This window comes from Pseudomonas syringae group sp. J254-4 (genome assembly GCF_032586855.1).
GTDB lineage: Bacteria > Pseudomonadota > Gammaproteobacteria > Pseudomonadales > Pseudomonadaceae > Aquipseudomonas > Aquipseudomonas amygdali.
This window is the reverse complement of the sequence record NZ_JAWHOO010000003.1, coordinates 89,782-110,653: the sequence shown is the minus strand read 5'-3', so window position 1 is coordinate 110,653 and position 20,872 is coordinate 89,782. Positions and strand designations below refer to the sequence as shown.

At 59.4% G+C, this 20,872-nt stretch carries 21 protein-coding genes; 9 read left to right on the top strand and 12 right to left on the bottom strand.

Translation table 11 applies throughout. The annotated features are described in order from the left end of the window. Positions 1-52: 52 nt before the first annotated feature. Positions 53-835, bottom strand: a complete 783-nt coding sequence (locus RYB09_RS05600; RefSeq protein WP_002554755.1) for an OmpA family protein — start codon at positions 833-835, stop codon at positions 53-55. Between the two features lie 58 nt (positions 836-893). Further along, positions 894-1,307 carry a DUF4398 domain-containing protein gene (locus RYB09_RS05595; protein ID WP_004657980.1) on the bottom strand — a complete coding sequence of 138 codons (414 nt, stop codon included), beginning with the start codon at positions 1,305-1,307 and terminating at the stop codon, positions 894-896. A gap of 380 nt (positions 1,308-1,687) precedes the next feature. Between RYB09_RS05595 and ppc the strand changes: the two genes are divergently transcribed. The 6 genes from ppc (at position 1,688) to RYB09_RS05565 (ending at position 8,255) form a co-directional block, all read left to right on the top strand. Further along, positions 1,688-4,324, top strand: coding sequence for a phosphoenolpyruvate carboxylase (ppc, locus tag RYB09_RS05590; RefSeq protein WP_316887627.1), 2,637 nt, complete (start codon positions 1,688-1,690; stop codon positions 4,322-4,324). A gap of 279 nt (positions 4,325-4,603) precedes the next feature. Then, positions 4,604-5,251: an adenylate kinase gene (adk, locus tag RYB09_RS05585; RefSeq protein ID WP_002554752.1), complete on the top strand. Its 648-nt coding sequence runs from the start codon at positions 4,604-4,606 to the stop codon at positions 5,249-5,251. Between the two features lie 91 nt (positions 5,252-5,342). Next, positions 5,343-6,017 carry a tRNA (adenosine(37)-N6)-threonylcarbamoyltransferase complex dimerization subunit type 1 TsaB gene (gene tsaB / locus RYB09_RS05580; RefSeq protein WP_058399639.1) on the top strand — a complete coding sequence of 225 codons (675 nt, stop codon included), beginning with the start codon at positions 5,343-5,345 and terminating at the stop codon, positions 6,015-6,017. Positions 6,018-6,254: 237 nt separating this feature from the next. Then, a complete protein-coding gene (locus RYB09_RS05575) occupies positions 6,255-6,566 on the top strand; it encodes a hypothetical protein (RefSeq protein ID WP_002554750.1) in 312 nt (103 codons plus the stop codon). Between the two features lie 2 nt (positions 6,567-6,568). Continuing rightward, positions 6,569-7,432 (top strand): DUF72 domain-containing protein, encoded by an 864-nt coding sequence (locus tag RYB09_RS05570; protein WP_122280201.1) that lies wholly within the window; start codon positions 6,569-6,571, stop codon positions 7,430-7,432. A 133-nt stretch (positions 7,433-7,565) separates the two neighbouring features. Beyond that, entirely contained in the window at positions 7,566-8,255 is a 690-nt protein-coding gene (locus RYB09_RS05565) for an extensin family protein (protein WP_122280200.1), read from the top strand. Positions 8,256-8,289: 34 nt separating this feature from the next. On the opposite strand, the gene RYB09_RS05560 is transcribed toward RYB09_RS05565, so the two are convergent. Beyond that, entirely contained in the window at positions 8,290-8,913 is a 624-nt protein-coding gene (locus tag RYB09_RS05560; RefSeq protein ID WP_122259217.1) for an energy transducer TonB, read from the bottom strand. A gap of 96 nt (positions 8,914-9,009) precedes the next feature. On the opposite strand from RYB09_RS05560, the gene RYB09_RS05555 reads away from it, so the two are divergent. Further along, positions 9,010-9,819, top strand: coding sequence for a class I SAM-dependent methyltransferase (locus RYB09_RS05555; RefSeq protein ID WP_230017855.1), 810 nt, complete (start codon positions 9,010-9,012; stop codon positions 9,817-9,819). A gap of 73 nt (positions 9,820-9,892) precedes the next feature. On the opposite strand, the gene RYB09_RS05550 is transcribed toward RYB09_RS05555, so the two are convergent. The 5 genes from RYB09_RS05550 to dapE all read right to left on the bottom strand — a co-directional run bounded on the left by RYB09_RS05550 (position 9,893) and on the right by dapE (position 16,038). After that, a complete protein-coding gene (locus RYB09_RS05550; RefSeq protein ID WP_230017857.1) occupies positions 9,893-10,582 on the bottom strand; it encodes a DUF4197 domain-containing protein in 690 nt (229 codons plus the stop codon). Between the two features lie 432 nt (positions 10,583-11,014). Further along, positions 11,015-13,516, bottom strand: a complete 2,502-nt coding sequence (plsB, locus tag RYB09_RS05545; RefSeq protein WP_230017859.1) for a glycerol-3-phosphate 1-O-acyltransferase PlsB — start codon at positions 13,514-13,516, stop codon at positions 11,015-11,017. 164 nt (positions 13,517-13,680) lie between these two features. Beyond that, the gene (locus tag RYB09_RS05540) at positions 13,681-14,058 is read right to left on the bottom strand and encodes a hypothetical protein (RefSeq protein WP_058407359.1); all 378 of its coding nucleotides are present in this window, start codon (positions 14,056-14,058) and stop codon (positions 13,681-13,683) included. Positions 14,059-14,077: 19 nt separating this feature from the next. Further along, entirely contained in the window at positions 14,078-14,887 is an 810-nt protein-coding gene (locus tag RYB09_RS05535; RefSeq protein WP_122259215.1) for a putative RNA methyltransferase, read from the bottom strand. Beyond that, entirely contained in the window at positions 14,887-16,038 is a 1,152-nt protein-coding gene (gene dapE / locus RYB09_RS05530; RefSeq protein ID WP_058399647.1) for a succinyl-diaminopimelate desuccinylase, read from the bottom strand. Before dapE ends, RYB09_RS05535 begins: the two co-directional genes overlap by 1 nt. Positions 16,039-16,450: 412 nt before the next feature. Here dapE and tcdA point away from each other — a divergent pair, with 412 nt between their 5' ends. Then, the gene (gene tcdA, locus RYB09_RS05525) at positions 16,451-17,281 is read left to right on the top strand and encodes a tRNA cyclic N6-threonylcarbamoyladenosine(37) synthase TcdA (RefSeq protein WP_122259214.1); all 831 of its coding nucleotides are present in this window, start codon (positions 16,451-16,453) and stop codon (positions 17,279-17,281) included. On the opposite strand, the gene RYB09_RS05520 is transcribed toward tcdA, so the two are convergent. Genes RYB09_RS05520 through RYB09_RS05505 form a run of 4 tightly spaced genes read right to left on the bottom strand, consistent with a single transcriptional unit; the run spans position 17,272 to position 20,369 of the window. Further along, positions 17,272-17,679 (bottom strand): SufE family protein, encoded by a 408-nt coding sequence (locus RYB09_RS05520; protein WP_122259213.1) that lies wholly within the window; start codon positions 17,677-17,679, stop codon positions 17,272-17,274. The genes tcdA and RYB09_RS05520 overlap by 10 nt on opposite strands. After that, complete coding sequence (locus RYB09_RS05515; RefSeq protein ID WP_057421386.1) at positions 17,676-18,881, bottom strand: aminotransferase class V-fold PLP-dependent enzyme; 1,206 nt, start codon at positions 18,879-18,881, stop codon at positions 17,676-17,678. The genes RYB09_RS05520 and RYB09_RS05515 overlap by 4 nt, the downstream gene beginning before the upstream one ends. A 58-nt stretch (positions 18,882-18,939) precedes the next feature. After that, the gene (gene dapD, locus RYB09_RS05510; RefSeq protein ID WP_002554736.1) at positions 18,940-19,974 is read right to left on the bottom strand and encodes a 2,3,4,5-tetrahydropyridine-2,6-dicarboxylate N-succinyltransferase; all 1,035 of its coding nucleotides are present in this window, start codon (positions 19,972-19,974) and stop codon (positions 18,940-18,942) included. A 47-nt stretch (positions 19,975-20,021) separates the two neighbouring features. After that, entirely contained in the window at positions 20,022-20,369 is a 348-nt protein-coding gene (locus RYB09_RS05505; protein ID WP_002554735.1) for an ArsC family reductase, read from the bottom strand. Between the two features lie 233 nt (positions 20,370-20,602). Here RYB09_RS05505 and RYB09_RS05500 point away from each other — a divergent pair, with 233 nt between their 5' ends. Next, on the top strand, positions 20,603-20,833 hold the full coding sequence (locus tag RYB09_RS05500; protein WP_058399650.1) for a hypothetical protein: 231 nt from the start codon (positions 20,603-20,605) through the stop codon (positions 20,831-20,833). Positions 20,834-20,872 lie beyond the last annotated feature (39 nt).

Below are 20,872 nucleotides of genomic sequence, written 5' to 3'. Positions count from 1 at the left end.
AAAAGCCCCGCCTGTATGCGCAGGCGGGGCTTGAGTGCAGCGGCTCGGTCGCTTATTTCATCGACGAGCGCGGTGCAACAGGCTGGTTGTCGTTGGAGATAGTAACTTCCACACGACGGTTCATGGCACGGCCCGAGTTGCTGGTGTTGTCAGCAACCGGATATTCCTTGCCGTAGCCCATGGTCACAACGCGCGCTGGATCTACACCCATGCGTACCAGTGCCATGCGAACCGAATTGGCGCGGCGCTCGGACAGCGACTGGTTGTAGGAAGCAGAACCTGTGCTGTCGGTGTAGCCTTCAACGATCACTTTGCGATCAGGGTTTTCCTGAAGGAAAGCAGCCAGCTTGCCGATGTCGCCTTGAGCGGTCGGCTTCAGATCGGCCTTGTTGTAGTCGAACAGCACGTCACCGAACGTTACCAGGGTACCGCGTTCGGTCTGCTTGGCGTTCAGGCTGTTTTTCAGCGCAGCGATCTGAGCGTCACGAGCTTCCAGGCGTGCCTTGGCGCGGTCGGCAGAAGCGTTCTGCAGAGCCGCTTCGGAGGTGCGCAGGGCAATGGTCTGCTTGGCCAGTTCTACACGCTGGTTGGTCAGGTAAGACAGTTGGTCAACTTTCTTGACGTCATCATCGTTACGGAAAGCCTGTTCTGCCTTGGCCAGCCATTCGCTGGCGTCCTTGGTTTCAAGCGCCGCTACTTTAGTGGCTTCCGGGTTAGTCTGCAGCGCGGTGAAGTTGCTGCGAGCCTGTTCCAGGTTAGGGTTTGGCTTGGTTGCACAGGCTGCCAGGGCAACACTCATGGCCAGCAGAGCAGGGATCATCAATTGTTTACGCATAATATTGTCGTCCTTTAATCAGTTACGAATTCATGAAAACAGAAAGGGTTCAGGGCAATCACTGCACCTGACGCAGGCCTTCTTCACGGAGTTCGTTGACGCCCTGACGAGCATCCTGCACAGCTTTGGCAGCCTTGGCGGCCTGAGATTTGCGTTCTGCTACACGAGCGTCCCACTCGGCTTGTTCAGCGAGACGGCGAGCTTCGTCGTACTTGTGATCCTGCATGGCCAGATCAGCTTCTTTGAGCTTGTCCTGAGCCGACTTCATTTCCACCGCTGCGAATTCGGTACCGCCAGCGCTGACAGCGCTGTTGACGGCCGATTGCGAAACTGCATATTGCTCGGATGGCGGGTTACCTGCGCAACCGGCGAGGATAAAGGTGCTACCGAGCGCCAGCGCAGCCAGCTTGAGACCGCGCAGGCCTTTGAACTTGGTTTTGGCAGTTAAGGTGTTCATGGTGATCAACTCCATTGTCTGACTCCGAACGTGGTTATCCATGACAGTTGTTGCATCAAGTCCGGGCATGAGGTCGTACAACCGCCTGCTGCCTTTCGGGCTTTCCTGTAATGGTTAAAGGCTCCGACCTGCGCGGTTTTTGAATAGTTCAGATAAATATCTACTGCGTGGTCAGGAATTTTCAGGGGGCTTCAGAAAGCGGTCAGCATGTTGGTCGACATGTGAACGGACGTCGCTGCAGGATTAATCAGGCGTTGAGGCGCGGCTTTTTGTTGAACCATTTGTCCAATTGCAGGCTTTTGGTGCACTGTTGGCAATGCGGATTCGAATTCACGTACGCCCGCGCTGTTTTGCGGGTACGCAACTGAGCCCAGACAAAAAACGGGAGAGGAACGATGGCCGATATCGATGCGCGTCTGCGCGAAGACGTTCACCTGCTGGGTGAGCTGTTGGGTAACACGATTCGTGAGCAGCGAGGCGCTGAATTCCTCGACAAGATCGAACGTATTCGCAAAGGCGCCAAGGCGGGCAGGCGCGGTTCTGCAGAAGGTGCCGAGCAACTCAGCGCCAGTGTCGACGGGTTGGGTGATGACGAACTCCTGCCTGTGGCCCGTGCGTTCAACCAGTTTCTCAACCTGGCCAATATTGCCGAGCAGTATCAGCTCATGCATCGCCGTGACGATACCCAGCCTCTGCCCTTTGAGTCGCGGGTGCTGCCCGAGCTGCTTGACCGCCTGAAAACGGAAGGTCACACGCCTGAAGCTCTGGCGCGTCAGCTGAGCAAGCTGGAAATCGAGCTGGTGTTGACGGCTCACCCCACCGAAGTTGCACGCCGTACGCTCATTCAGAAATACGACGCCATCGCTGCGCAGTTGGCCGCGCTCGATCATCGCGACCTCAACAGCACCGAGCGCGCACAGATTACCTCGCGCTTGCAGCGTCTGATCGCCGAGGCCTGGCATACCGAAGAGATCCGGCGTATCCGGCCCACGCCGGTTGATGAGGCTAAATGGGGTTTTGCGGTTATCGAGCACTCCCTCTGGCACGCCATTCCGAATTACCTGCGCAAGGCTGACCATGCATTGCACGCAGCCACCGGCCTGCGTTTGCCTCTGGAGGCCGCGCCGATCCGCTTTGCCTCGTGGATGGGCGGAGACCGTGACGGCAACCCGAATGTCACGGCCGCGGTTACCCGTGAAGTGTTGCTGCTGGCGCGCTGGATGGCGGCTGACCTTTATTTGCGTGATGTGGATAACCTGGCCGCAGAGCTGTCGATGCAGCAGGCCAGCGACGCCTTGCGGGCCAGCGTCGGTGACAGTGCCGAGCCTTATCGGGCAGAACTCAAGCGTCTGCGTGAGCGCCTGCGCGCGACGCGCAATTGGGCCAATGCCTCATTGAGCGAGACCTTGCCTGCGCCTGAAGCGGTGCTGCGAGACAACCGCGAGCTGCTGGACCCGCTGCTGCTGTGCTTCCAGTCGCTGCATGAGTGCGGCATGGGCGTGATTGCCGACGGGCCGCTTCTGGATTGCCTGCGCCGTGCCGTCACGTTCGGCCTGTTTCTGGTGCGTCTGGATGTCCGCCAAGACTCCAGTCGCCACTGTGCGGCGATGACTGAAATTACCGATTATCTGGGGTTGGGTCGCTACGAGGAGTGGGACGAGCAGACCCGCATCGACTTTCTGTTGCGCGAACTGAACAACCGCAGACCGTTGCTGCCAAGCTACTTCAAACCGGCAGCCGACACCGCAGAAGTGCTGGCAACCTGCAGGGTAGTGGCCGCAGCTCCGGCCGCGTCGCTGGGCTCTTACGTCATTTCGATGGCAGGTTCGGCATCCGACGTGCTGGCCGTGCAGTTGCTGCTCAAGGAGTCCGGGCTGCAACGACCGATGCGTGTGGTGCCGTTGTTCGAGACCCTGGCTGACCTGGATAACGCCGGGCCGGTGATCGAGACGCTGCTCGGCTTGCCTGGCTATCGCTCGCGTTTGCACGGCCCGCAGGAAGTCATGATCGGTTATTCCGACTCGGCCAAGGACGCGGGCACTACGGCGGCGGCCTGGGCCCAATACCGCGCGCAGGAAAAGCTGGTGGAGATCTGTCGCGAGCAGCAGGTCGAACTGCTGCTGTTCCACGGTCGCGGCGGTACGGTTGGTCGTGGTGGCGGTCCCGCGCATGCGGCGATTCTGTCGCAGCCGCCAGGTTCGGTAGCCGGGCGCTTCCGGACCACCGAGCAAGGGGAAATGATTCGTTTCAAATTCGGCCTGCCGGACATCGCCGAACAGAACCTCAATCTCTATCTGGCAGCGGTGCTGGAAGCGACCCTGCTACCGCCACCGCCTCCGCAACCGGCGTGGCGGACAATGATGGACCAGATGGCCGCTGACGGGGTCAGTGCCTATCGCGCGGTAGTGCGCGAGAACCCTGAGTTCGTCGAGTATTTCCGTCAGGCAACGCCCGAGCAGGAACTGGGGCGCCTGCCACTCGGCAGTCGCCCGGCCAAGCGCCGTGAAGGTGGCGTGGAAAGCCTGCGCGCCATTCCGTGGATTTTCGCCTGGACGCAGACGCGTCTTATGTTGCCCGCCTGGCTGGGTTGGGAAGCCGCGCTGAGCAAGGCTCTGGAGCGCGGCGAGGGGACGGTGCTGGCGCAGATGCGCGAACAGTGGCCGTTCTTCAGAACCCGCATCGACATGCTGGAAATGGTCCTTGCCAAAGCCGATTCGGACATTGCCCGACTCTATGACGAACGTCTGGTCAGTGCTGAGCTGCAACATTTAGGCGCACATTTACGCGACCTATTGTCGCAGGCGTGCAATGTGGTTCTGGGGCTGACCGGGCAGAAGCAACTGCTGGCGCATAGCCCTGAAACGCTGGAATTCATCAGTCTGCGCAACACCTATCTCGACCCGTTGCATTTGCTCCAGGCCGAGCTGTTGTCCCGCTCCCGCAGTCGCGAAGCCAGTCTGGACAGCCCTCTGGAACTGGCGCTGCTGGTGTCTGTAGCCGGGATCGCTGCCGGTCTGCGTAACACTGGTTGAACACGCGCATTACTTTAATTGCCGGGCCGTTTTGGCCCGGCATTGGCAATGCCGGGTTTGCGGGCTGGCCTGCCGGAAACGTTGATACAGATCACGCCGCTCGACAATCGGGGCGCGCAAGCCGGTGCGCACGCGGTTAATGCGACTTTTGGCGGCTTGTGCGGCCTCGGTCGGCTGTGTATCTTGATCAGCCTTTCGGCCTGTTGGCCTGATTATTTTTAGATTGGCCCCCGAGGCGAATCCGTTGATTTCACTATAAAAATTTTGAGGAGCATGACGATGCGCGTGATTCTGCTAGGAGCTCCCGGGGCCGGTAAAGGTACTCAGGCAAAATTCATCACTGAAAAGTTCGGCATCCCGCAGGTTTCGACAGGCGACATGCTGCGCGCTGCAGTCAAGGCTGAAACCGAGCTTGGCCTGAAGGCCAAGAGCGTCATGGACTCGGGTGGTCTGGTTTCCGATGACCTGATCATTGGTCTGATCAAGGATCGTCTGGCCCAGCCGGATTGTGCGAACGGCGTTCTGTTCGACGGCTTCCCGCGCACCATTCCTCAGGCCGAAGCCCTGTTGAAAGCAGGTCTGGAAATCGACCACGTGCTGGAAATCGCCGTTGATGACGAAGAAATCGTCAAGCGCATGTCGGGCCGCCGGGTTCACGAAGGCTCTGGTCGCATCTATCACACCATCTTCAACCCGCCGAAAGTCGAGGGTATCGATGATGTGACTGGCGAACCGCTGCTGCAGCGCAAGGACGACGTCGAAGAGACCGTGCGCCATCGCCTGTCGGTCTACCATGCCCAGACCAAGCCGCTGGTCGAGTTCTACAGCAAGCTGGAAGCGAAGGATGGCAAGCCCAAATGCAGCCATATTCCTGGCGTCGGCTCGGTTGAAGAGATCACTGCAAAAGTACTGGAAGCCCTGAAGTAAGACTTTCAGTCTGAACAATAAATGGCCCGCTTGCGGGCCATTTGTCATTTATACTGCTGCACTTTTCACCCTGACCATGACGGAAACACCGATGACCACCTTGCTGGCCCTGGACACCGCCACTGAAGCCTGCTCGGTCGCTTTGCTGCACGATGGCAAAGTGCTGAGCCACTACGAGGTGATCCCGCGCCTGCATGCCCAGCGGCTGCTGCCCATGATCAAAAGCCTGATGGCCGAGGCAGGCATTGCGATGTCGGCGCTGGATGCCATCGCGTTCGGGCGCGGCCCTGGCGCTTTCACCGGCGTGCGCATTGCCATTGGTGTCGTGCAAGGCCTGGCGTTCGCGCTGGAGCGCCCGGTATTGCCTGTTTCCAATCTTGCCGTGCTGGCCCAGCGTGCCTTTCGTGAGCATGGCGTGTCCCAGGTGGCATCGGCCATTGATGCGCGCATGGATGAGGTGTATTGGGGTTGCTATCACGAGACAGCCGGGGAGATGCGTCTGCTCGGCAACGAGGCGGTCATGGCGCCCGAGTTGGCGACACTGCCTGCGCACACCAGTGGACAATGGTTTGGAGCCGGTACTGGCTGGGGCTATGCCGAGCGCATCCCGGTCAGTCTGGCCGGTCATGACGCAGGCATGCTGCCCCATGCGCAGGACTTGCTGACGCTGGCGTCCTTCGCCTGGGCGCGTGGCGAAGCCCTGCCGGCAGACGACGCCCAGCCGGTCTATCTGCGCGATAAGGTTGCAACGCCCAAAGCGCGTTGATGTGATTGGCTTCAAGGCACGCCACAGTGTTCTGCTGTCGTGCCTGTCCAAGTCATACTATTCCGTCTATAGCTGGAAAAATATCAATTCGCCATCTACCGTTTATCGTCTGAATGGTCTTTAATCTCATTTGGCGAAAACAATTTGCAATATGTGTGGTCTAGTTATCGTTAAGCAATTTGCGAACTACAAGGCAGTAACGCTAAATTGCCACTATCGACGCCGAGTATATAATCGATGCGCATAGACGGAACCTCATCACGCTCTTACCCCATCAAGCGAAAGCCGCAGAAGACGCCTTCGACCGTTGAAGGTTCTTTCGAGGAAGTCGTAGTTGATGCCGAGTTGCCGCCGCCTCCGGCGCAGGCTCGTCGCGACGCGGGTGATTCACCGATTGGCAGCACTGCCAACGTGCCTGCGCGTCCACAAGACATCATTTTCCCGCGCTCCATGAGCTCTCGTGTCGCTCACGCGCTGGCCAGCTACCTGACCACCGCCAGCTTTGTCGATTGGGACCTTGAAGTATCGGGGCTCGATCTTCACGTTTGACCGTGTCTCGCCTGCCTTACTACCTAGGTTGTCCGTCATGGAGTGAAAACGCCTGGCGCGATTCGCTGTATCCCGAAGATGCCCGCCCGAATGATTTCCTGGATCTCTACACTCAGGTATTCAACGCTGTCGAAGGCAACACCACATTTTACGCCCGTCCCGCCGCCACTACAGTGCAGCGCTGGGCAGAAACGATGCCCGATGATTTTCGTTTCACCGCCAAATTCCATAAAGACATCAGTCATAACGGCGACCTTCGTGAGCAGGTGGGCGCAGCTGAGGAATTCATCCGTCTGCTTGCGCCTCTGGGTGGGCGGATCGCACCGTTCTGGCTGCAGTTGCCCGCCAGCTTTACACCGCAGCGTCTGGCCGAGCTGGCCGGTTTTCTTGATGAACTCAATGTGCCGCTCGCCGTAGAAGTACGCAACATCGCGTTTTTCATGAAGGGTGATGAAGAGCGCATGCTCAATCGCCTGCTGCTGGATCGAGGCGTCGAGCGCATCTGTCTCGACTCCCGGGCATTGTTCAGCTGTGTCTCGAGCGATCCCGCAGTCCTGCACGCGCAATCGAAAAAGCCCAAGGTGCCGCCTCGTCCTGCTGCGCTGACGCTGTTTCCCCAGGTCCGTTTCATCGGCGGTCCTGACCTGAAGGCCAATGATCAGTTTTTGGTGCAGTGGGTGGAAAAGGTCGCCGTGTGGATCGAAGAGGGGCGCACGCCTTATGTCTTCCTGCACACCCCTGACAACATCAAGGCTGCCGAGCAGGCCATGCGCTTTCACCAGCAACTAATGGCGCGATTGCCTGGCTTGCCGGCATTGTTCGAGCTGGATCGCGGGCCTCAGGTGGAACAGTTGGGCTTGCTCTGAGGTCTTCCAGGTGTGGGTTGACAGAGCCCGACCTTGTGGAGAGCCCGCTAATGGATTCGCAACTGCGCTGTTTGCTTGCCATTTACAAACCCTTCTTCAAATTCACCCCTGTTGTCTGGGGCATGGGCTGAGCATGCGTGTGCTTCTGGTATTCCTGCTGATCTGTGCAATGGGGGCGTTCGCAGTCTGGCGCGGCTGGGTCGATGTACCTGCGCGCTGGAACCCCTGGACGCCGCTGGATGTGCGGGCCGAGCCCAACTTCCTGACGTCTTACAAGCTGTCACGACTGCAGAACGACCCTGCGCTGTGCGACCAGGTGCTGAGTACGTCCGGGCTGCGTTTCAGTCGTCAGGCCGACAGTGAACCTTCTGCTCGCTGCCCTCTGGAAAATACCCTGCGCATTCAGGGCGGCGACGTGGCGCTGAGCAGCAGCTTCCTGGCCAGTTGCCCGTTGGCGGTCGCCTATGCGCTGTTTGATATTCACACCTTGCAACCCGCCGCCCAGGCTGTTTTCGGCCAGCGGGTAGCGCGGATCGATCATTTGGGCAGCTTTGCCTGCCGCAACATCTACAACCGCGCCAATGCTCGGCTCAGCCAGCACGCGACCGCCAATGCACTGGATATGGCAGGTTTTCGCCTCGCAGACGGTCAGCGCATCGGGGTTCTCAAGGATTGGGACGACGAAGGGGACAAGGGGCGTTTTCTGAGGCTGTTACGTGACGGCGCCTGCAAAAACTTCAGTACGGTGCTCGGGCCTGAGTACAACGCGGCGCATCGTGATCATTTTCACGTCGACATGGGGCGCTGGTCGGTGTGTAGGTAGCGAGCCTTTAAGCTGCCGGCAAGAGCGTTGGGGCTTATGCCGCCATCCGCAGGTTCTGCAGGATCAGCGGGCGAGCCCAGCCGTTCTCGTAGTCGAACTGGCGTTGTTGGGCAGCAATGGTCTGCTCATCCAGGGGCAGGGCAGGCTTGTCGGCCAGTTCCCATTCGAATTCGGCGATTGGCAGGTGCAATGGGCGTGGTTGAGGGCCGGGGCCCGGGTTGACGCTGTCGCTGTACGGGTTCAGAACTGTAGGGCGTACCCAGTGGCTCTCGAATTCCAGATGACGTTGTTGTTCGATCAGCTCAGCCATGCTGAAGGGCTCGGCAGGCGGCGGCAGCAAGTCAAGGTCGAACTCCGCAATTGGCAGGAACAGCGGCTCAGGTGGTTTGACCTCGGTGTCGGTGACCGGGCAGGCCCGTTGCTCGACAATCTTGCTCAGGGTTTTTGCGCCAGCGACCGGTTCGCCTGTTTCAACATCCACTTCAACGGCCGTCGGGTGCACCGGCACTGGAGTGCTTTCGCTGACCTGATCCGCCATCGCTCGGGCAAATGCATCCGACCACAGCTGCGTCACACCACCCAGTGTGCGGCTGTTGCGAACGCTATAGTCGCCTGAGTGCGACAAATAGCCGATGGATGATTGAACAATCTCTGACATAGCGATCAGTACTGGCCTTGGGTCTGGCAAAATGCCGGATACTTGGTTATCGGCAGACTTTGCCGATCATTAACAATTTTTGAGTGTGTGGGCGTAATGATTGAGCAGCAAACAGGCAGTCGTATCCGGGTCGAAGCGCTCGCGGTCGCAGGGCAGGAGCAGGCGGAGCATTGGGCGCAGCGTCTAGGCTTGCCGTTGCACGACGCTGAAGCTGATTTTGCGTTGCAATCAACCGACGATGGCCTGCAATTGCAGCAGTTGGGCGACGATGCGCCTGGCGCTGTGCGAGTTGATTTTGTCGAGGGTGCAGTGGCACATCGTCGTCTGTTTGGCGGTGGCACCGGGCAAATGATTGCCAAGGCCGTCGGTATTCAGCCAGGCGTTCGTCCCAGCGTGCTGGATGCTACGGCAGGTTTGGGCAAGGATGCGTTCGTGCTGGCGAGTCTTGGTTGCGAGCTGAGCCTGATCGAGCGTCAGCCGATTATTGCTGCACTGCTGGAAGACGGTCTGGCGCGCGGACGCGATGATCGTGACGTGGGTTCGATCGTTGCGCGGATGCAGCTGTTGACCGGCAACTCCATTGAAATCATTCGTGGCTGGACAGCGGAGCCGCCGCAGGTCATTTACCTCGACCCGATGTTCCCGCATCGGGAAAAAACCGCTCTGGTCAAAAAGGAAATGCGCCTGTTCCGGCCTCTGGTCGGCGATGACATGGATGCGCCTGCGTTGCTGGAAGCGGCTCTTGCGCTTGCCACTCACCGTGTTGTGGTCAAACGCCCGCGCAAGGCCCCATGCATTGACGGGCCCAAGCCAGGTTATGCGCTGGATGGAAAATCCAGCCGCTACGACATCTACCCGAAGAAGGCCTTGAAGCCTAAGGCAGTCACAGACGATAGCGGTGCATAGCGCTTGTAGCGTCGACGGCCTGAGCCCGAATCAAACGCAGATGCGCCCGTGAATACAGGCGCTAACCCTGCACTCAAAGCGCGCCAAATACCTTCTTCGCCAGGCCTGTAGCGGCTGCCGCGGGGTTGGCGCGAATACTTTCTTCCTGTTTTGCAATCATCTCGAACAGCCCGTTCAGCGCTTGTTCGGTCACGTAGCTTTCAAGGTTGGCATTTTTGCTGTCCAGCGCGCCAAGTGCCGCCGCCTTGCCAGCGAATGCGTTGTACTTCTGTGCCAGACCGACTTGATCGGTAGATTTCTTGACGATAGGCAGGAACTTGGCGCGGATCTGTTCGCGGCTGGTGCTGTTGAGGTACTGGGTTGCCGAGTCCTTCCCGCCGCTTAAAATGGCCTTGGCGTCGGTCACGCTCATCTTTTTCACGGCGTCTACCAACAACGCCTGAGCCTGAGGCACTGCAGCTTCGGCGGCCTGGTTCATGCTGGTTTCCAGCTGATCGACCTGAGCACCCATGCCAAGCATTTTCATTTTTTTCGCGACCTGACCGAGTTTGCCTGGCAGCTCGATACGCACCGCTTCATTCTTGCTGAAACCGCCGGGAACTCCGAGCTGTTTGACCGCGACCTGTGCGCCTTGGGTCAGCGCGTCTTTGAGACCACCGGTCGCATCCGATTGCGAGAGGTCGTTCAGCGACAGGGCGAAGACGTTGGCCGACAGCAGCAGACCGGCGCATAGACCAGCGAAGGTGAACGAAAAGCGAGGCATGAGAGCGTCCTTGTGAGAAGTGGGTACGGGATCAAGCGTATCAGGAACTTGCGGTATCCACCCGAAGCCCGAAAGGAAACAGTGCTGTTTAGTGCCGATGGAAATGATGCGGTGCGCAGCAACAAAAACATCAACGGCGCGCTGAAAACGCGCCGTTGATGAAAGCCTTTGCAGCGAAGAACAATCAACCGTTCACTTGAATGACCTTGATCTTCAGACCGCTCTGGTCCTGCGGCATAGCCCAGTTCAAACGGCAATGGCACTTGCTGGGTAATCTGTTTTTCGCGGGCTTCACTTACCAGGGGGTCGCTGGACATTTCAATTTCTTATTGAGTGTGATGAGTACCAGTCATGGGTACAAACCACACCTTAGCAGCGGCCGGGGAGCATAAAACACGTGTCTAAAGATCCCCGGCTAATTGCGGAAAAGCCCTACGCTACCCCTTCACCATTTCCCGCATCCTGCTCTTCTTCATTGCTGTGTAACGCCACTTGCCGTATCGACAGACGGATTTCGGCCGGCAACACCCGCTTGGCCGCACCTTCTGCCAGTTCGCCCAGCATCGGGTGATAGCTCAGCTTGCCGGCGCTGTCCTTGCGCAGCACGCCCAGGTCCAGCAAGGTCTGGATGAAGTGCCTGAATAGACTCTTGTCGAAGAACTCTGGTGCATTAAGGCCATGCAGAATAGACAGGCGCTGGGCCATGACCGTGCACAGGTCTTCCAGCTGTTCGGCGCTCAATGTGTTCTGTCCACTGTTGAGTAACAAGGCGATTGCCATGTAGAAGCGCTGCAGGGTCTGCGCGATGGCCCGTGACAACAGGGTCAGCAGCACGAACTCGCGGGAGCTGGGCTCCGGACGCACATAGACGTCCTTTTTGAAGCGCAGCAAGCCTTGCTCGACGAACGCAGCCAGCCATTGATCGACCACCTCATCCAGCTCGCTCAGCGGCCAGCGAATGAACAGTTCCGATTGCAGGAATGGATACAGCGCACGTGTGTAGCGCAGAATCTGGTCGCGGCTCATGCGCGACGAGCTCTGGAAAAAGCTGGCCAGCAGTGAGGGCAGGGCAAAGATGTGCAAGACGTTGTTGCGGTAGTACGTCATCAGGACTGCATTCTGTTCGTTGAGGTACAGAATTTTGCCCAGTGCATCTTTTTGTTCGGCGAGCAGGTCCATGCCTTTGACGTGCTCGATCAGTGAGCGCCCGTCGCCTTCCGGCAATGTGGTGTGTGGTGAGTAAGGTACGGCGCGCAGCAACGTCAGGTAGAGGTCGAGAACACGCTCCATGGCCTGATCGTCCAGCGCCAGCCTTTGCGTTGACAGCAAGGCCACAGCAACCAGGTTCATCGGGTTGACAGCGGCGGCTTCATTCAGGTGCTGGGCCACACGCTCACCCAGCCGATGAGTGGTTTCGCTCAGCCATTCCGGGCGAAATTGCGGTGCCAGCGACTGTTCGCGCCAGTCCGGTTGTTCGCCGTCAAGGAATTCGGCCAGCTTGATGGGGGCGCCGAAGTTCACCGATACCTGGCCGAAACGCTGCTTCAGCGCACCGATGACTTTGAAAATGTCGAAGATCGACTCTTTCTTCTTGGTCGCTCCGCGCAATTCGCCCAGATAAGTACGGCCTTCCAGCACGCGCTCGTAGCCGATGTACACCGGAACGAACACAATCGGCATCCGCGAGTTGCGCAGGAAGCTGCGCAGGGTGATGGCGAGCATGCCGGTTTTGGGCTGCAACATTCGCCCGGTCCGCGAGCGACCGCCTTCGACAAAGTATTCGACCGGGAAACCCTTGATGAACAGCGTGTGCAGGTACTCGGTGAAAACCGCTGTATACAGCGGGTTGCCCTTGAATGTGCGGCGCATGAAAAACGCCCCGCCACGGCGCAGCAGGCTGCCGACGACCGGCATGTTCAGGTTGATGCCAGCAGCGATGTGCGGCGGCGTGAGCCCGTTGCGAAACAACAGATAGGACAGCAGCAGGTAATCGATATGGCTGCGGTGGCAAGGGACGTAAATGACTTCATGCCCTGGTGCCACTTCCTGCACGCCTTCGATGTGGCTGACTTTGATGCCGTCGTAAATCTTGTTCCAGAACCAGCTGAGGACGACTTCCATGAAGCGGATGACGGAATAGGTATAGTCCGAGGCGATCTCGTTGCCGTAGCTCAGCGCCCGGTCCCGTGCCTTGTCCTGGGTGATGTTCTCCCGTTCGGCTTCTTCGATGATCGCCTGCTTGACCAGCGGCTCGTCCAGCAGTCCTTTGACCACCGTGCGCCGGTGCGAAACGTCCGGGCCGATGACCGCGCTTTTCAGGTTGCGAAAGTGCACGCGCAGCAGACGCTGGGTCATGCGCAGGGTCAGTTCGTAACCTTTGTTTTCACCCACCAGCTCGCGGATGTGAATGGGCGCGGAAAACTGTACACGGGTCTTGCGGCCCAGAATCAGGATGCTGACCAGACGGCGCAACCGGCCGGTTACCGCCCAGCTGTCGGCGAACAACAGTTTCCAGGCGCTGGACTCGCGGTCTGGCGACTGGCCCCAGAACACGCTGACCGGGATGATCTGCGCATCTTCGCCGGGGTTCTGGCTCACGGCTGCGACCAGACGTTCCAGTGTCGGCGGTGCGCCGCGTTTGTCCTGGCGGCCAAGCCAGTCAGGCGCCGGGGTCAGGTAAAAGAATGCAGCTGGCTCTATCAGGTTGCCGACCGCTACCGACAATACGGGGCGAGGCAGGCCAGCCTTGCGACATTCAGTGTCGATCACCGCCAGATCGCTTATAGACGGCGACTGCAAGGCATAGAACACCGGACGGCTACGGTCCAGGTTGAGCGTAAAAGACGACTGATTGATGGTTTCCGAGCGCACCCAGAGATACAACAATCGGCGCAGGGTGCCGAACACAAGACGACGGAACGGAGAACGGGTCATACGGCTTCTGCTGAGTAAGGGACGGGCGACTGCCCGAGATGGGTGTCAGTGTGACGTATCCCGAAGCGATCGGCAAAAAGCCTGGTGTCTGTAGAAGAGTAAAGACTGAGCGGCCACCTTTGAGAGCCGCGACGGCACATCCTGATACCGTCGCTGCGAAAGGCTTACGAAGTGCGCCAGGTGATTTCTTCCTCGCCGTCGGCACTCACGCGTATCCAGCGGTCGGCAGTCTCGTCGCTTTCTTCTTCAACCCAGGTGCCCGGGGCGCAACGGACTTCGACGTTCAAGGCCTTGAATGCGGCGCGGGCGCAGGCGATGTCGTCTTCCCACGGGGTCTGATCGCTGTCCAGATGCAGACTGTTCCATTTGCCGACTGCTCTGGGCAGCCAGGTTACGGTCACATTGCCGGCCTTGCACTTCCAGGTCTGGCCTTTCTGGTTCCAGTCGCTGCACGGGCCCAGGGCGACGCTCAGCCATTGGGCGATAGCCTTGTGGTCGACGTCTTCGTCTTTCAGGTAAATCTCGATATCGGGTTGGCGCATGGGTGCCTCTGTTGAATGCTTATTGCAGCACGAAATAATCGTAGCGCATGGAAACGGTGACCTTGAAAGGTCCTGATTGCTCAATGACGGCAGTCCGGCGCTCGGCGCTGGCGCGCCACCCGTGAGGCGTCATGGCCAGCAAATCGGCACGGGACTGGCCGTCGATCAGCTTCAGCGTATAGCGCAGGGTTTCGCTGTGTTGCAGCTGCATGCCGGGTGGCACCAGAGACAGGTGCTTGTCGTCGGCATAATCGCGGACCTCATCGTAAAGCTGCTGACGCAGCTCCATGAGATGTTCGCTGGTCGGACCAACCCTCATCAGTCCGCCGCCTGGCGTCAGCAAGCGTTTGGCTTCAAGCCAGTCCAGCGGGCTGAACACACTGGCCAGAAACTGGCAACTGGCATCCGGAAGTGGCACACGCGCCATGCTGGCGACCATCCAGGTCAGCGTCGGGTCACGACGGCAGGCGCGCTTGACCGCTTCACGGGAGATGTCCAGCGCATAGCCATCGGCATGAGGCAAGGCTTCGGCAATCTGCGCGGTGTAATAACCTTCGCCACAGCCGATGTCCAACCAATGCGCGGGGGATCGCTCGGCGGCCAGTTCAGCCAGACGCCGGGCTACCGGAGCGTAGTGCCCGGCGTTGAGAAAGTCGCGTCGCGCCTCGACCATGGCCTGATTGTCGCCAGGGTCGCGGCTGTTCTTGTGCTGCACCGGCAACAGGTTCAGATACCCCTGACGTGCACGGTCGAAGCGGTGGTTGGCCGGACATACCACGCCGTTGTCGGCGGTACTGAGCGGCGCAGAGCAGATCGGGCAGGTCAGCATCAGGCGAGCAACTTGACCAGGGTCTGGTAGTAGATCTCGGTCAGCACATCGAGGTCGCTGGCCAGAATCCGCTCGTTGACCTGGTGAATCGTCGCGTTGACCGGGCCCAGCTCAACCACTTGCGTACCCAGGGTTGCGATGAATCGGCCGTCGGAGGTTCCGCCGCTGGTCGAGGCTTTGGTGTCGCGGCCCGTGACGCTTTTGATGCTGGACGACACGGCATCCAGCAATGCGCCCGGCTCGGTCAGGAACGGCAGGCCGGACAGCGCCCAGTTCACATGCCAGTCCAGCTCATGCTTGTCGAGGATGGCGGCGACACGCTGCTGCAAGCCTTCGACGGTCGACTCGGTCGAAAAGCGGAAGTTGAAAACCGCTACAAGATCGCCCGGGATGACGTTGGTTGCACCCGTGCCGGCGTTCAGGTTGGAGATCTGGAAGCTGGTCGGCGGGAAGAAATCGTTACCGTGGTCCCAGTGCTCTGCGGCGAGTTCGGCAAGTGCCGGCATTGCTAGGTGAATAGGGTTCTTCGCCAGATGCGGGTAAGCCACATGGCCCTGTTTGCCGCGCACGGTGAGGGTGGCGCCCAGCGAGCCACGACGCCCGTTCTTGACCACATCGCCCACCAGCGTGGTGCTCGAAGGTTCGCCGACGATGCACCAGTCCAGACGCTCCTTGCGCGCTGCCAGACGTTCGACGACAGCCTTGGTGCCGTGGTGCGCCGGGCCTTCTTCGTCACTGGTGATCAGGAATGCCACCGAACCCTTGTGATTCGGGTGATCGGCTACAAAGCGCTCGGCGGCCACGAGCATGGCTGCCAGGCTGCCTTTCATGTCCGCTGCACCGCGTCCGCAGAGCATGCCGTGCTCGTCGATCAACGCATCGAACGGGTCGTTCTGCCAGTTCTCAACCGGGCCGGTAGGGACCACGTCCGTATGACCTGCGAAGCACAGTACCGGGCCGTCGGTAGTGCCGTGTGTGGCCCAGAAGTTATCGACGTCTTCGATACGCATGGGCTCCAGCTTGAAGCCGGCATTGCCCAGGCGTTGCATCATCACTGCCTGACAGTCGGCATCGACCGGCGTCACTGACGGGCGGCGGATCAGATCGCAGGCAAGTTGAAGGGTGGGCGACAGGTCGGTAGGGGCAGTCATGTACAGAACTCCGGTAGCAAGACTTTGGGCGCGAAAAGGCGGATATCTTAAAGCAAAACGACGACCTGGGGCCGTCGTTTATTGTGCGCTGTGGATAGGTCAAGCAGTCGACAGGGGAGGGCGGGTCGTGCGAGCAGACAGGACGGCAATAATGATGGCTGCCAGATAAGGGATTAATTGTGCGAACAGCATGGCTATCCAGAATCTCAGGCCCGGACCTGACGTCTCGTCTCTTATTTGCTCGCTGCTCGGACAAATATGTTTGTAGAGGCTTTGTGCGGAGCGAAAGGGTTATATGAGAGGCCCGAGATAGTTTTTGCCCCGTCAGCCCTGATTTCGACGGGGCGACAAGCCGGGTGCCTTAACCCCCGACAACCCCCTATAATGCGCGCCGGTTTTTGAGGTATTGATCATGAGCGCAGAAGATCCACGTTTCGCTGGCATCGCCCGTTTGTACGGCATTGAAGGGCTGGCGCGCCTGCGCGCGGCTCATGTGGCGGTGGTCGGTATCGGCGGCGTGGGCTCGTGGGCGGCCGAAGCCATGGCGCGCAGTGGCGTCGGCGAGATTTCGCTGTTTGACATGGACGACGTCTGTGTCAGCAACAGCAACCGCCAATTGCATGCACTGGACAGCACGGTCGGTCGCCAGAAGGTCGAAGTGATGGCCGAGCGGATTCGCGCGATCAATCCTGATTGCATCGTGCATGCGGTGTCTGATTTCGTGACCCGCGATACGATGGCTGAGTGCATCACCCCGGACATGGATTTCGTGATCGACTGTATCGACAGCGTCAACGCCAAGGCAGCACTGATTTCGTGGTGCAAACGGCGCAAGATCCAGATGATTACCACCGGTGGGGCCGGTGGGCAGATCGATCCGACCCTGATTCAGATCGCCGACCTGAACCGCACGTTCAACGACCCGCTGGCTTCCAAGGTCCGTTCCACCTTGCGTCGCGACTATGGCTTTTCACGCACACCGAACCGCCACTACAGCGTGCCTTGCGTGTTTTCCAGCGAGCAACTTCGCTACCCCAAGCCTGATGGCAGCATTTGCCTGGAAAAGAAGTTCGTCGGTGAGGGCGTAAAGCTCGACTGTGCAGGCGGCTTCGGCGCGGTGATGATGGTCACTGCCACGTTCGGCATGGTCGCCGCCACGCGTGCAGTGGACAAGCTGGTTGCAGGTGCGCGACGGCCTTCGGAGCGGGTCAAGCCAGCGGTTGCAACGCCCGATCAGGCTTGAGTCAGCTGGCGCATCTGCTGCAGTACGGCATTCAGGCCGTTGCTGCGTGACGGCGAGAGCTGGCGACCAAGGCCTAACTGACTGAACCAGTCAGGCAAGTCCACGGCTTCCAGCTCCGGGGCCGACAGACCGTTAACGCGGGCCAGCAGCAGCGCCACCAGACCGCGAATCAGCCGGGCGTCGCTGCTGGCCCGGAACAGCCAGGCACCTGCGCTGACTTCGCCGGTCAGCCAGACCTTGCTTTCGCAGCCGTGTACCAGATTGTCGCCCGTCTTTTCTTCGTCGCTCAACGAGGGGAGGCGATCCCCCCATTGCATGAGCAGGCGTGCGCGCTGTTCCCAGCTCTGTGGCTGGGAAAAACTGTCGAGCGCGGTCTGCGCCAATGCGGGAAGGCTCATCGAAGCAGCTCCAGTGCCTGATCCAGTGCGCTGAAAAACCGCAGCAAGTCATCTGAATCATTGTAGAGCGCCAGCGAAACACGAATTGCGCTGGGCAGGCCGAGCGTATCGAACAGTGGCATCGCGCAGTGACGACCAGCGCGCACGGCAATACCCTGTTCGGTCAGCAGATGAGCCAGATCGGCGTTGTGTATGCCGTCCACGACGAAACTGGCCAGTGCCAGGTCCGGAGAGCCTAATACCTGAATACCTTCACGCCTTTGCAGGCCTTCAAGCAGGCGCCGGTGCAGATTTGCTTCGTGTTCCGCGACCGCCTGATGATCAAGGCTTTCCAGGTAAGCCAGTGTAGCGCCCAAACCGATCACGCTGGCGATGGGCGGGGTGCCCGCTTCAAAGCCCAGCGGTGCCGGGCGAAATTTCGCGTGTTGATAATCGGCGGTCAGTACCATCTCGCCGCCGAACTGCCAGTGCGTCAGGCTCGGTAGCGCGTCGTTGCGTCCGTACAGCACACCAAGCCCTTCAGGGCCATAAAGCTTGTGGCTGGAAAATACATAAAAGTCGCAGCCCAGTGCTTGTACATCATGGCGTCCATGCACCACACCTTGTGATCCGTCCACCACCGTGAGCGCACCTTGCGCCTTCGCCAGTGCGATAAGGCGGGCGAGCGGCTGCCAGGTGCCGAGCACGTTGGACAACTGACTGACTGCGAGCAGACGCGTGCGAGGGCCGATCAGGCTGGCCGCAGCATGGCAGTCGATCACGCCATCGGGATCGAGTGGCAGTATCACCAGTTTCAGGCCGCGGCGCTGAGCCAGTTGCTGCCACGGCAGCAGGTTGGCGTGATGTTCCAGTGCGCTGATGGCGATCTCGTCGCCCGCAGTGAAACTATGTTCCAGCCCATAGGCCAGCAGGTTGAGCGCAGAAGTGGCCCCGTGGGTAAAGATGATTTGTCCGCTCTCGCCGGCATTCAACCAGTGCGCGGCCTTGCCACGGCTGGCTTCGAACGCCTGGGTGGCGTGTGCGCCCGGCAGATGCTGGGCACGATGCACGTTGGCGGCACCGTTGACGTAGTAATGAGTCAGGGCATCGATCAGCGCCTGGGGTTTTTGCGTGGTGGCGGCGTTGTCCAGATAGGTCTGGCCTTGCCGTTGCAGGGCGGCGATAGCGGGGAAGTCGCCACGCCAGGGAGAAATGAGGGGCATTGTTCGTCCAGCGTGTGGAGGCGGGGTCAAGGCCGCAGCCTTGAACCCGCACACAGCATCAGTTGTGAGCGTGCAGTGCTTCGTTCAGCTCGATGGCCGACTTGTGGGTTTTGCATTCCACTGCGCCGGTCTGCGAGTTGCGACGGAACAACAGGTCGTTCTGACCTGCCAGCTCGCGTGCCTTGACGATCTTGACCAGTTCGTTGTTTTCATCGAGCAGCGCGACCTTGGTACCGGCGGTCACATACAGACCCGATTCCACGGTATTGCGATCACCCAGCGGGATGCCGATGCCGGCGTTGGCACCGATCAGGCAGCCTTCGCCAACCTTGATGATGATGTTGCCGCCACCCGACAACGTGCCCATGGTCGAGCAGCCGCCACCCAGATCAGAGCCCTTGCCGACGAATACGCCTGCAGAAACGCGGCCTTCGATCATGCCCGGGCCTTCGGTGCCGCCATTGAAGTTGACGAAGCCTTCGTGCATGACGGTGGTGCCTTCGCCGATGTAAGCGCCCAGACGTACGCGAGCACTGTCAGCGATACGAACGCCGCTCGGTACGACGTAGTCGGTCATTTTCGGGAATTTGTCGACCGAGAACACTTCCAGCAGTTCGCCTTTAAGGCGTGCTTCAAGCTGACGTTCGGCCAGTTCGGCGAGGTCGACCGCGCCCTGGCTGGTCCAGGCTACGTTTGGCAGCAACGGGAAGATACCTGCCAGGTTCAGGCCGTGTGGCTTGACCAGGCGATGCGACAGCAGGTGCAGCTTGAGGTAAGCCTCTGGAGTCGACGTCAGGGTTGCGTCTTCAGCCAGCAGGGTGGCAACCAGCGGCTTCTGGCTTTCCGCCAGACGAGTCAGCAGCGCGGCCTGGGTCGCGTCCACGGATTTGACCGCCTCGGCCAGCTTGTATGCCAGGTCGACATTGAAGGTGATTGCCTGATTGCCGTTGGTGTAACCCAGAACAGGCGCGATGGCCGCGACCAGTTCTACGGAAGGATTGATCAGCGGCTGAGCGTAAAATACTTCGAGCCATGAGCCTTGACGATTTTGAGTGCCGACGCCGAAGGCCAGGCTGAACAGGGTAGTGGACATGTAAATACCTCTTGGCTTTATCAAGGGGCTTTCAGTAGCGCTCTGGCTTACTGTAAAGCCGCTGCATACAGGTCGGGCTTGAAGCCGATCAGGGTTTTATTGCCCAGATCAAGCACCGGACGCTTGATCATGGACGGCTGCGCGAGCATCAGTTCTATGGCTTTCGCTTGATCGAGATCGGCCTTTTGTCCGTCATCGAGCTTGCGAAAGGTAGTACCTGCGCGGTTCAGCACGACCTGCCAGCCGTGTTCATTGCACCACTGCGCGAGGTGTTCCCGGTCGATGCCCTGTGTCTTGTAGTCATGAAAATCGTAGCTCACGGAATTATCGTCGAGCCAGGTGCGGGCCTTCTTCATGGTGTCGCAGGCTTTGATGCCAAATAGAGTGTAAGTCATCGTTTTGGGGTGGGGTGGCTGATCTTGCTCGATACTCCCCACTTTCTCTCCTCGCAATTTAGCCGGGTATTATGCCACGTCAGACCGCATCGTGTTGTGACAGCGCTGGTACAAAGACTGAACAAAAACTAGATAATAACCCTAACTGTCATTAAGAAAACTTCACCCTTCCACGCTTGAGTGGCAAGCCCGGGCGGGCAATTATTGCTTTCCATTTAAAGGCTGGGTGCGTTATGTCTGAACAAGAGAGAAAGCGTCAAGAAGCGCTTGTCCGGCAACGTTATTACAGGGAACGTCAACGTGCCGAGGGGTTCAAGCAAAGTACGATCTGGATTCATGGTGAGGCTGAGACGCAAGGCAGGCTGGCCGCCCGTGAAGGAAAGCCGTTGCTGCCCATGCAGTCCCATGACCCGGTAAGCTGGGCGGTCGGGTGGGTTGCGGAAAAATTGCGAACACGACAGTGACCGGTATCGCTGTAAAGCCATCGCGCCACACGGGGTGAA